The organism is Sediminibacterium sp. (genome assembly GCF_019264485.1).
In the GTDB taxonomy this organism is placed as follows: Bacteria; Bacteroidota; Bacteroidia; order Chitinophagales; family Chitinophagaceae; genus Sediminibacterium.
In genome coordinates this window covers 13,697-25,527 of sequence record NZ_JAHVAA010000011.1, presented here as the reverse complement: position 1 = coordinate 25,527, position 11,831 = coordinate 13,697, and the positions used below count along the sequence as shown (strand labels likewise).

Below are 11,831 nucleotides of genomic sequence, written 5' to 3'. Positions count from 1 at the left end.
ATTTTAAAATGATACATTTAATCCGAACACGATGGAACGTGCTCTGGGATAGCTTAAATAATCAATACCGTAAGATGAAACACCGTTAATCGTTCTGTCGGTATTTACTTCGGGATCGTAACCATCATATTTGGTAATCACAAACAGGTTTTGTCCGGTTACAGATAAACGCAATGCCGATACCCATTTGCGGATACCCATCTTTTCTGTATTGAAAGAATACCCTACAGACAGGTTGTTCAGGCGCAGGAAAGAAGCGTCTTTTAAAAACCTGGTGCTTACAGGTGCAGCGTTATTTATTGACTCCTGAGGATTGGCTACAGCTTCTGCAGTGGTGTTGATTCCTTTTGACAAACGCAGTTTATAAAAATTGGCATTGGCTGTATTGTCATATATTTTATTGCCCGAAGCCCCATTGAAATTAATGGCGGCATCAAATCCTTTGAAAGCTACGGTACCCGAAACGTTATACATCATTGTAGGTAATGCAGAACCGGCTGCCACCCTGTCTTTGTCGCCTATTACACCATCACCATCCACATCACGATAACGGCTCAGACCATTATTATCAAACCCTATAAACTCGCGTAAGTAAAATGTACCAATCGGTTCATTGTTTACATAACCATTAATGGTAGCCGATGTTAAACCAGAACCCGATGCGGAGCCGGAAGGAATAACAGTGTAGGGAGAATTGGTAACTGTATTCTTCATCAGGCTTACATTACCACCCACTGAATAGGTAAGACCACGTTTTGTTTTTTTGCGGTATTCAAGCTCCAGTTCAAGACCCATATTTTCAATATTCATATCTTTTACATTGGTCCAGAAACTACCCGCTGGCTGAACAGGATCAGCAGGAATTACTTCCAGCAGAATATTGTCTGACATTTTTCTGAAAACATCCAGGCTACCTGAAAGCGCACCATCAAATAAACCAAAATCGATACCAATATTTGTTTGTGTTGATACTTCCCACTGTATATCCGGGTTGGCTAAACGTGAGAATGTGGTACCAGCAGGATAAGGTCCGGTTCCAGACAATGGATAGCTGGCAGTTGCAGACACAGACGATGTATATAAAGCCTGTGTGATTTTAGAAGGAATTTCCTGATTACCTGTTTGCCCCCAGCCAGCACGTAATTTCAGGCTGCTGAACACAGACTTCTCCATAAAATCTTCTTCCGATATTTTCCAGCCTAAAGAGAAGGATGGGAAAATACCGTACTTATTGTTGGAACCAAATTTCGATGATCCGTCAGCACGCAGGTTTGCAGTTGCGAGGTATTTGTTTTTGAATTGATAATTGACGCGACCAAAAAAAGATTGCAATTCATTATTGATGGCATATCCACCTGGTCTGTTAGCTGCGAGGGTTAACTCCTGTCCAAGTCCGGGGTTATACTGAGGTTCCACAGGTGAAATAGGGAAACGATTGATACTATAATTTCTGCCCTGTAAGAAAATTTTCTGGTATGAATGACCTGCTAACGCTGTAATGGAATGCTCCTTAAAATTAGTGTTATAAGTAACATAGTTTTCAATCAGCGTATTTCGGTTGGTGGTATAAAAAGTTTCCAGTCTGCCATCGCGTTGAGGAACAGCGTTTGGAAGCGCCTGGAAATCGCGTGTACCCGTTGACTGATCTACACCAAAATTCAATTTATAGATCAAGCCTTTACCAAGTTTCAATGATGGTGTGATATTACCAATCACCCGGTTGATTTTGGTAATATCCTTATCCAGCGCAAAAGACTGCAATGGATTATTGATATTGGTATATTGTGCCGGACTACCATCTGCTGCATACGCTTTGTAAGTAGGATTATTTGAAATGGCATCTCCGATTACACCTGAAATCGGTGGTCTTACATTGCTTGTACCAGTAGCATTCAGGTTTACTTCTACCGTTAGCTTATCATCTAAGAATTTCTGTGTTGCATTAAAACGTCCGGTATAACGATCAAGGGTATTAAACTTAATAATACCTTCCTGTTTTTGCATACCGAAAGAGGCGTAATAAGTGAGTTTATCTGCGCCACCACTTAATGTGAGGTTATGGTTTTGTGTAACGGCAGTTCTGGTGATTTCTTTTTGCCAGTCTGTATTTCCACCTCCATCATCCAACACTCCACCTACTGCAGGTACTTGCTTTTTATATTCCGCTGCACTGAATACTTTTATCGGATTCACCAGATTTGAAACACCTATGCTTGTTGAAAATGAAATTTGTGATACGCCTGCTTTACCTTTTTTAGTGGTAATTAATACCACACCATTGGCACCTCTTGCACCGTAGATAGCAGTAGCTGATGCATCTTTCAACACATCAATAGTCTCAATATCCTGCGGATTCAAAAAATTCAGCGGATTACCACCACCGGTTCCTGAATTATCCAGTGCGAGTCCGTCTACCACAAATAAAGGTGTACTGCCTGTTCTTACTCCACCAGGTCCGCGAACAGTAATATTGATGTTGACACCGGGTTCACCACTTGCAGCAACAACATTTACACCTGCTACTTTACCCTGTAGCAATTGTTCAGGGGAATTCATAATTCCCCTGTTGAATGATTCATTTCTTACAGATTTTACAGCGCCGGTTACATCTCTTTTACTTTGTGTAGCATAACCAACTACCACTACCTGATTCAAGTCGCTGCTAACAGCAGTTAAGCTGATATTGACAGTGGTTCTGTTGTTTACAGCGATTTCCGTTGAGTTGTACCCAACAAAGCTACACACCAGTGTAGCGTTACGATTATTTAACCGGGCCGTATATTCTCCGGAAGCGTTGGTACTTGTTATTACAGCACCTCCTTTCACACTTATTGTTGCACCATTCAGCGGTAAGCCGGTAGCTGCGTCAGTTACTTTACCTGTAACAGTAATTTCCTGTTGTTGATAAAAAAATGGAGAGGAAAAATTAGCAGTTGCATGGTTGCCTGTTATCGACAACAACAGAAACAATCCTCCTGCCCATTTGATTGCACAGAGTCTTTTTTTCATTGATATAATTAGTTTTGCTTGCGGGCCAAAACTATCTTAGACTGCAATCGATTACACCGTAAATAAAATTCATAATCTTATAGTAATGATAATAATACAGAAACATAATAATGCGTTAACAAAATATCAGTCTTGTATACCAAGTGCCCGTAGTATGTTATAAAACACACTGGTGTTTTCATGAACACCTGAAAACAAATGCGACATTGGTCCATAAGCAAATACAGGAACAGGAACAGCTGTATGATCAGTAGTTGAGAACTGTGCGCTTACATAGCCTTTCGTCATATTACCATCCAGTAGTGTAAGGCCACCTGTTTCATGATCTGCTGTTATTATAACAAGTGTTTCCTTATCTGCATCAGCAAATTTTAATACATCTGCTACCAATCTGTCAAAATCGAGCACTTCCGTAACCAGGTAGGGTAAATCGTTGGCATGCCCTCCATAATCAACCTGCGCTGCTTCCACCATCATCATAAAGCCATCTTTCTGTTGCGATAAGATGTTTACCGTTTTATGAAAAGCCTTAGTCAGCCAGCTACCCCTTCCTTTTGCAGCTGGCTTCGTTGCTATCGAATCGGTGATCACCAATTTTTCAATGCCCTCCGACTGAAATTTATCTATCGAATGAAATACCTGTATGTCTTTTGATTGTTTGACAGCCAGTACAGAATCAATGCTTTTATTTCCTGATCCTGCCAGTATGTTTACAGGCGATAAAAAAAAGTCTTCAAGAATCGGCAGACTTTCTGTTCTTTCAGACCTGTGAGCATAAAATGCTGCCGGGGTAGCATCTGTAATATCACCGGCAGTTATGATAGCTGTTTTTTTATGCTGGCGGGCAAGATACTCGGGTAAAAGTTTTAATTTTTTCCCATTGTAGTCTACCCCAACCGAACGGTTATTGGTTTTTTTACCTGATGAAAAAGCTGTAGCACCCGGCGCCGAATCAGTGATATAACTATCGTATGAAGCCGTTAAAGAAAGTGACGTGTTTTTTATTTTGAAAATTGTAAGGTCTCCCCTGTTTGCCGTATATGCTGCGTGCAGTTGTGCAAGCCCCATTCCATCTGCTATTAAGAGAATAATATTTTTCGGCTGTTGCTGTTTTCCATCGCTTACAAACGATGGTGTGTAGGTTTGCTGTTTTTGAGGTAATTGATAACTATACTTCGGTAGATTGTTCATGAATGTTGCCGCTTCCACAATGCGGTCGGTATTGATAAATCCCACTTTCAGTTTCATCAACTGATACCATGCATTGGGAATATCGGGTGCATTCCAGAAACGCATTTTTTTGCTTGAAGTAATACCAGCTTTTGCTATTACACTATCGAATCGAAAAAGCTCTTCTTTTGTCAACACACCTTTACCATTCCATTTGCTGTACTTTTTAAAATTAGCACTCATAATGGCCAGCCTGCTTTGCACTTCGGTTGTGTAATCTGTTTCAGGGTTTGCATCAAACCAGATATAGGACGGATACTCCAGAAAATCCGATGGAGCCGGCTGGTTTCCGGTAATTGTTAACTGAAGATTTTTGTTTTTTATTATTTCGGGATAGTGTTGCAGCAGAGCTATCAAAGCCTGTAAAGTAGGCGCTGCATCTGTTTTAAGGTCTATCAGCAAAATCAGGTTTCTTTTATGCTGCTCCTTTCTGATACATTGCAACAATGGTTGCAGGTATAATTTTTCCAGTGTTTTGGCTGTATCCAATTCTGTTTCTTCATGCGCCACCAGTAACTGGTTGTTATGCAGAAATATATCTACTTCGATAGACCCATAGCCCTGTTGATAAGCTTCCCAGAACGGGAAGGCTTGCTTATAATCGTTGTGTGCATGGAGTGACTGACTTGTGTACTGCAAAACTTGTGCTTTAGCAGTATACAAGAACAGGAGAGAACACAGTAATAAAGAAAAGCTACTTACGAATAATCGTTTCATGCAAAATTTTATCAGTGTATTCAATAAATTGAACCAGTACCTGATCTTTACTTACAGAAAAAGTGGCAAAACCTTGTGTTGCGGCTGCAAATGTTCCTCCGTCGGGATGTAGTTTGGTGGGTCTTGCCTCAGATGCGGCACCTGATATAATATGATGTGTTTTATGCCCTGCTGGTTTTGTATGCTCCAGGTGATGTTCATGTCCGGCCAGGTAAACATCTACCCCATATTTATCAAACAAAGGCTCCAGGAATGTTTTTATATTCGCTACATCTTTCGATTGATTTCTCCATCCTCCCGTATATGCCGGATGATGCCCTACCACTATTTTCCATTTAGCATTCGATGATGCCAATGTTTCTTCTATCCATTGTTTTTGTTTTGCCACAGCTCCTTCCGGGTATTTAACGGGGTCATGTTTTTGTCCTCTCATCTCTTTTTCAATCGGGTCGGTGTCAATAAATAACATCAACAAACTTGCCGATGTATCATTCATGTTGAATGATTTACTGTAATAACGCGAAGGCATAGTCCATCTGCTACTGATGGCAGAATATTCAACTTCTGCATCCGGGTTTGATGCATAATCATGATTACCCAGTACCGGATACCATTTTACATGGAGGGATTGAGCCGTATAAATCTGTTCGAAGGAACTAATCCAATGATAGTCTCTTGTGCTCTGCACACCATATGGATAAAAATTATCGCCTGTTGCTACGACAAAACTTGCGTCTAAATCATGAGCTGCTTTGCCCATTCCTGCGGCTACTTCTTTCTGGTAGTTTTCACCGTTTCTCCCCCAATCACCCATGGCAATAAAATGAATGGCAGGACTAATCTTCTTTATCCCTTTTATTGATCCTCCTTTATATCCAAGATTATCTACTAAAGGAGCCTGAGAGAAATTTTTTGCAGCTAATAAAATAAAAAAACTGAAAACTATTATAAAACGCATGGTAATACTACTTGGTAAAAAATAAAGTTATTCGCCATGTATTATGGAATTGTATCTAACCGGTTAATTAATTAAAAAATTGCCGGTCTTTTACGCTTTTCTTGATTGTATTAGGTCGTTATACATTACTGTTCCTTCTTTCAGATGATTTTTATATACATTTGAATACAGCAAATGTTACTAAACCCATTATACCTTTCTGCCGGTTTCATGGCTACTGTTTTGCTCTCCTTTTATTTTCTGTTAAAAGCCACTAAAGGGAATAAAATAGTTGCAGGCATTATCATTGCATGGATGATTATCCAGGGTATAATTGCTTCAACGGGCTTTTATACCGATACACATACTATGCCTCCGAGATTCATGACCTTACTGTTGCCACCATTTATACTAATGATCATGTTATTCCTGACTAATAAAGGCCGTCGCTTTATTGATTCATTAGATACGGAACAGCTTACCTGGTTACACATAGTTCGTATACCCGTTGAAATCTGTTTATTTTTACTCTATACCTACCAACTCGTACCTCAGCTAATGACCTTTGAGGGTATTAATTTCGACATCTTGTCCGGCTTGACTGCGCCGTTCATTGCCTATTTCGGTTATCGAAAAAAACAATTCGGAAAACCTATTTTATTAAGTTGGAATTTAATCTGTCTCGGTCTGCTTGTGAATATTGCTTATCACGGAATTCTTTCGGTTCCCACTTCTTTTCAAAAGTTTGGATTCGAGCAACCAAATATTGCATTAACTTATTTCCCCTACCACTTTCTTCCGGGTCTTATTGTGCCACTGGTATTATTCGCACATCTGGTTTGTATGCGAAAACTATTACTCAGAAACGAACAGCGATTGTAGAAAGATTGAAGTGCCTTATAATAAATTTATTATAGATAATTTGATAGTATTATTTAATCGTGTATAATGTTAATACCTGACAAATGCTGCTATTAGATTTAGGTTTTTAAATTTTTACACAATCCACAATCCGCAAATGTTATAACATTTAAAAGGAAAAATGTAAATATCCTAAGCATATTCAGGCTCATATTGCAACCATTCTACTTTTCAAGAAATGAACCTGAAAAAAAACTAACAATATTTACATGGGTAATGAACCATTAACCCCTAAAATTTTACAAAAAAACTATATACCTACTGCTGAATTTTATAGTCAGGTGGTTGATAGCCTGCTGGATTACTCCATTTTTACCATGAATACCGAATTAGTGATTAATAGCTGGAACACCGGGGCTACAGGTATTTTTCAATACGAAGCTGATGAAATACTTGGCAAATCATTTCATACCATTTTTACAGAAACTGATATTGCAGAAGGCATTCCTGAGAAAGAAATAGAACTGGCAATCAAGGAAGGCAAAGCCATAGACAACAGATGGCATATTTGTAAAGACGGAAAAAAGTTCTTCGCTTACGGACTGGTATTTCCACTGCTGGGAATTGATGGCGAAATGCTGGGTTTTGTAAAAATTCTAAGAGATATTACTGAAAAGAAAACGACGGCAGATGCTATAGATGTGTATGTTAAAGATCTTGAAATTTTAAATACACATAAAGAAAGTGTTATTTCAATTCTATCGCATGACCTTAGAAGCCCGCTTGCAGGCTTTATCAGTTTATTGGAACACACCAGAACCAACCTGCATGATATTACCAAAACTGAACTTGAAAGCATTCTTGACCTCTTATACAGCTCTGCGCTGAAAGAGTTAGACCAGTTAGACAATCTGGTAGAATGGGGAAGAATTAAATATGCTTCCGAAACATTTTCTCCAACAAAATTCAACTTAGTACATGTTATCAAAAAAATATTTGGAATTCTGTCTGAAAATATTCTTGCTAAAAATATTGATTTAATCTCCGAAGTAGAAGATCCGTTCACCGTAGTTGCAGACATCAAAATGCTTCAATCGATTTTACAAAACCTAATTACCAATGCTATTAAATTTTCCAATTTCGGAGGTGTTATAATAATTACTGCAATACAAAAAGAAAATACTTCCATTATATCCGTCACTGACACAGGTATTGGAATGAGTAAGGAAATGCTTACCCATATTTTCACACCCCAATTAAACATACTTTCTGAACGAAGAGCTGATAATTCAAATGCGGGTATTGGATTATTACTTTCTAAAACACTGGTAGAAAAGCATGGAGGTAAAATATGGGCAGAGAGTAGAGAAAATGAAGGTACTACTTTTTCATTTTCGCTATCAGGAGATGGTAACAAAGAGGATAGTTTAAAGGAAAATCGAAAAGCCTTTTTCGAAGATTATAAAACAACAGAAGACTAAATCACTTCGCTCCTGTAATTTTTAAACGTTTCTAATCCATTAATACCATAAACTAGAAAATCTGTGAAAATTCATATCAAGTACATGGTATCCTTTCGATGCAAACTCGTAGTAATAGAGCAACTTGACAAATTAGACATTGATTATAATGAAGTACTCCTGGGGGAAGTATCTATTAAAGGAACTATTACTGATGAACAAAGAGAGAAACTAAGAATTGGGCTTTTAAAAAAAGGGCTGGAATTAATGGATGATAAAAAGGCCATGTTAATAGAAAAAGCAAAAACGATCATCATAGAAATGGTACACTATTCCGATGAACCACCTAATACCAATTATTCAGATTTTATAAGCGAAAAAGTAGGCTGCAGTTACACTTATATAGCCAATCTTTTTTCAGATGTTACAGGTACTACTATTGTTAATTTTATTATTGCTCATAAAATTGAACGCGTAAAAGAATTATTACTATATAATGAGCTTACACTTACTGAAATCAGCTATATGCTTCAATACAGCAGTGTTGCACATTTATCGAATCAATTCAAAAAAATTACCGGATTAACACCCACCTATTTCAAACAAATGCGTCAATTCAGAAAAAGAATTCAGTTGGAAGAAGTTGGAAGTTTCGATGAAATAGGAGATGAAGACAAGAACAATACACTTTAACTCATTTAATATTTCCCTGCTTTCTTTTCTCCTGCCTGAATAGCAATAGATAATATGTTCTCTTTTGGCGGCAGCGGACAGGTAGCATAAGGCGTAAAAGCACAGGGCGGGTTAAAAGACTTATTAAAATCAAGTATAGTTATACCATCTTCACCCGGCATGGCTGCATATAGAAAACGACCGGCAGGATAGGTGCTTTTACCACTGGTGGCATCTCCAAAAAGAATAAAGAGCTTATCACCTTCTGTCAGTGCATAGAGTGTATAACTCTTCCCCCCGATGTTGAAATATAATTTACCGGGTGAAAACTGCAGGGTGGTTTGACCCAATACATTTTCAACAGGAATAGTTGCCTGTAGCAGGGGGCGCACCAGTTTTGCTTTTACCCGAAATGAGGTGTCGATTGGAAAACATGGAATTTCTTTCAGCTCTTTTATTGCAGGATGCTCCAGATTCCTGAAGCGTATGCCAATTTTATCTTCTCTTTTAATTACCGTCCAGCGAAAGGAAGCAAAGGATAGTTCAGGCTGCTTCATGGAATCTGCATGAAATACCACTGCTTCTTTTTTAAAAGTGCCATTTACTTTTGTATCAATCGTTTTTTCCAGTACCTGTATCACTTTGTCTCCTCTCCTTTCATAATAGCCCACACTCGAGGGGAAAGAGGGAATGGGAAAACGAATGATATCTGATGCAGTTCCGCCAAAAAATTGTTTTCCTTCATTCAGCCAGAACAACCCTGCAAGGTTCAACCAGCCGTTATCCGATTTCAATTCAGCTAATCTTTCGTTTTTCCAGGATGCAATTTCTTCAAGGTATTGTTGCTGTGATTGAACTTGAAGAATCAATACACTGAGGAAGACTGTTACAATTAATTTACGCATACAAGGCAATTTCGGCATTTTATAGCATTCCGGAACAATTGAATGAATCATGTCTGGTAATCTGTCAATAGCCCTTTTCACATAAATATGTGATGAAAAAACAGTGTTGTTATAGCTCATATGAAAAAGAGACCTTTTATCATTCTTTTACTTTTCAGGTCAGCACCAGCTCATAGTTTCATATCCAATAAAATAAACAATATGCAAAAATATTTCCTTTTCACTATGCTCTTTAGCCTTGCGATGAGTACAAAAATTATTGGTCAAAACAAAGCAGATAGTATTGCGATAAAGCAATTGGCCTTAGACTACATTGAATCGCAACACAAACCCAATTCAACACAAATGGAAAATGCCTTACATCCAAGAATGGTCAAGCGTACTTTTTGGAAAGATAAAGGCACCGGTAAAGATTTTCTCTATGAATATTTTGCTGAGAATATGGTCATATTAGCAGAAAGATACAATATAAAAGGAGACAAGTTTCCTGCAAATCCGAAAAAGGAAGTACAATTATTGGATGTGTCAGAGAGGACTGCTTCAATAAAACTAATTGCTGATGAGTGGATTGATTATATGCATGCTGTAAAATTGAATGGAAAATGGACAATCGTTAATGTACTGTGGCAGTTCAATGATCAGAACAGGCACCAGTAAATGAAGCAGTCAGAAAGAAAAAGATAACCCAATAAAAAAGCTACCTGATCGGGTAGCTTTTTTAAAAACTAAATAGGTTTTTATTATCGAAGGTCAGAAGTATTAACCCTTGTAGGTGTTTCTTTTCCGCTTACAATACCTCTCGAGCTTAATGCAATAGCACGGATAATGCGTGTCATATTTTCAATATCAATAGTACTAAACTCATCAGACGCTTTATGGTAGTAAGGATCTACATCAATTTTAGTGGTGGAGATCGTATGCGCAGGCACTCCTAAACGGGCGAGTGTTGCATTATCTGAGCGATAAAACAACTGCTGCTCAGGATATGGATCGGGATGAAAAGTAAAATCGGTACCGGCCAGATTGCCCTGTAATATTTTACCCATATCTGTTTTTTCATACCCAGTAATAAACGCTGAATTCTTTCCCCATTTGCTTTCCGAGCCAATCATTTCAATATTAAACATGGCCATTACCTGTTTGGGATCGAACTGGCGTGAAAAATAAGTGGCGCCAAAACCCCCTACTTCTTCTGCAGTGAAAGCAGCAAAAATTAAGGTTCTTTCGTTATTATTGATCTTCTTGAAATATTGTGCCAATACCATCATGGCAGTAGTTCCCGCCGCATCATCATTGGCACCATTAAAAATAGAATCAGCCTGCACATTGCCATTTCTGTCTTTACCCATAACACCCAGGTGATCATAATGCCCGGAGAAAATTACATACTCATTCTTTTTGCTTTTACCGGGCAAAACACCCACCACATTGGCCAATGGCATTTCTGTGATCTCATGTTTTGCACTTACACTATAAGTTGCAGGATCAGTAGCAGTGAGTATAAATACTATATTCTTATCTGTCTTGAATATGTTCGATTTAAGACGTGTAAGTGTATTAAAAGTTTTAGAGAAACTGGTATCTACAATTACCACATAATTTTTATTCGCATTGAGGTATTTTCTTGCCTCCGTTCCCAGGTTGGCACCTGCAGCAATCTTTACTTTTTCATACCCCGATTGTTCAGTGATATTCAGTTCTGGCTGACAGGTTACCACAACCACATCCCGGCTGTCGAGACTAACACCACCTATACTTCCCGTAAGACTGATGAACTTAGGGCGAACCATGACAAACTGCTGTAAAAAATTACCGCTGTTGTTCCAGGTTTGTAATCCTGTTTTCTTGAACTCGTCTGCAATAAAAGCCGCAGCCTTATCAATACCTTTTGTAAACGTACGTCTGCCCTCCATTTCATCCGATGAAAGAGTGCGTTCTATACGTTCTACTTCTTTTTGACTGATTAATTCTTCAACATTCTGCGCAGAAGCTGCACCCACCATGAAGACAGTGAGGGATAATAGGTATTTTTTCATATTA

At 38.4% G+C, this 11,831-nt stretch carries 9 protein-coding genes; 4 read left to right on the top strand and 5 right to left on the bottom strand.

Translation table 11 applies throughout. The annotated features are described in order from the left end of the window. Window positions 1-3: 3 nt before the first annotated feature. The 3 genes from KXJ59_RS06365 to KXJ59_RS06355 all read right to left on the bottom strand — a co-directional run bounded on the left by KXJ59_RS06365 (window position 4) and on the right by KXJ59_RS06355 (window position 5,914). Entirely contained in the window at window positions 4-3,009 is a 3,006-nt protein-coding gene (locus KXJ59_RS06365) for a TonB-dependent receptor (RefSeq protein ID WP_295202253.1), read from the bottom strand. Between the two features lie 126 nt (window positions 3,010-3,135). Then, entirely contained in the window at window positions 3,136-4,878 is a 1,743-nt protein-coding gene (locus tag KXJ59_RS06360) for an alkaline phosphatase (protein ID WP_295202252.1), read from the bottom strand. Window positions 4,879-4,933: 55 nt separating this feature from the next. Beyond that, on the bottom strand, window positions 4,934-5,914 hold the full coding sequence (locus KXJ59_RS06355) for a tartrate-resistant acid phosphatase type 5 family protein (protein WP_295202251.1): 981 nt from the start codon (window positions 5,912-5,914) through the stop codon (window positions 4,934-4,936). Between the two features lie 174 nt (window positions 5,915-6,088). Here KXJ59_RS06355 and KXJ59_RS06350 point away from each other — a divergent pair, with 174 nt between their 5' ends. The 3 genes from KXJ59_RS06350 (at window position 6,089) to KXJ59_RS06340 (ending at window position 8,907) form a co-directional block, all read left to right on the top strand. Next, the gene (locus KXJ59_RS06350; protein WP_295202249.1) at window positions 6,089-6,775 is read left to right on the top strand and encodes a hypothetical protein; all 687 of its coding nucleotides are present in this window, start codon (window positions 6,089-6,091) and stop codon (window positions 6,773-6,775) included. A 248-nt stretch (window positions 6,776-7,023) separates the two neighbouring features. Then, on the top strand, window positions 7,024-8,235 hold the full coding sequence (locus tag KXJ59_RS06345) for a PAS domain-containing sensor histidine kinase (protein ID WP_295202247.1): 1,212 nt from the start codon (window positions 7,024-7,026) through the stop codon (window positions 8,233-8,235). Between the two features lie 84 nt (window positions 8,236-8,319). Then, window positions 8,320-8,907 carry an AraC family transcriptional regulator gene (locus KXJ59_RS06340; protein WP_295202246.1) on the top strand — a complete coding sequence of 196 codons (588 nt, stop codon included), beginning with the start codon at window positions 8,320-8,322 and terminating at the stop codon, window positions 8,905-8,907. 5 nt (window positions 8,908-8,912) lie between these two features. Here KXJ59_RS06340 and KXJ59_RS06335 read toward each other — a convergent pair whose 3' ends face one another. Continuing rightward, complete coding sequence (locus KXJ59_RS06335; RefSeq protein ID WP_295202244.1) at window positions 8,913-9,791, bottom strand: DUF1684 domain-containing protein; 879 nt, start codon at window positions 9,789-9,791, stop codon at window positions 8,913-8,915. Between the two features lie 201 nt (window positions 9,792-9,992). Between KXJ59_RS06335 and KXJ59_RS06330 the strand changes: the two genes are divergently transcribed. After that, window positions 9,993-10,448 (top strand): nuclear transport factor 2 family protein, encoded by a 456-nt coding sequence (locus KXJ59_RS06330; protein WP_295202243.1) that lies wholly within the window; start codon window positions 9,993-9,995, stop codon window positions 10,446-10,448. A gap of 83 nt (window positions 10,449-10,531) precedes the next feature. On the opposite strand, the gene KXJ59_RS06325 is transcribed toward KXJ59_RS06330, so the two are convergent. After that, window positions 10,532-11,827, bottom strand: coding sequence for a M28 family peptidase (locus KXJ59_RS06325; RefSeq protein ID WP_295202241.1), 1,296 nt, complete (start codon window positions 11,825-11,827; stop codon window positions 10,532-10,534). Between the last annotated feature and the right edge of the window lie 4 nt (window positions 11,828-11,831).

Bases quoted from the DNA above. Each gene is read 5' to 3' on its own strand.
- KXJ59_RS06345 (WP_295202247.1), top strand. From the start codon at position 7,024: ATGGGTAATGAACCATTAACCCCTAAAATTTTACAAAAAAACTATATA.
- KXJ59_RS06325 (WP_295202241.1), bottom strand. From the start codon at position 11,827: ATGAAAAAATACCTATTATCCCTCACTGTCTTCATGGTGGGTGCAGCT.
- KXJ59_RS06355 (WP_295202251.1), bottom strand. From the start codon at position 5,914: ATGCGTTTTATAATAGTTTTCAGTTTTTTTATTTTATTAGCTGCAAAA.
- KXJ59_RS06350 (WP_295202249.1), top strand. From the start codon at position 6,089: ATGTTACTAAACCCATTATACCTTTCTGCCGGTTTCATGGCTACTGTT.
- KXJ59_RS06365 (WP_295202253.1), bottom strand. From the start codon at position 3,009: ATGAAAAAAAGACTCTGTGCAATCAAATGGGCAGGAGGATTGTTTCTG.
- KXJ59_RS06335 (WP_295202244.1), bottom strand. From the start codon at position 9,791: ATGCGTAAATTAATTGTAACAGTCTTCCTCAGTGTATTGATTCTTCAA.
- KXJ59_RS06340 (WP_295202246.1), top strand. From the start codon at position 8,320: ATGGTATCCTTTCGATGCAAACTCGTAGTAATAGAGCAACTTGACAAA.
- KXJ59_RS06330 (WP_295202243.1), top strand. From the start codon at position 9,993: ATGCAAAAATATTTCCTTTTCACTATGCTCTTTAGCCTTGCGATGAGT.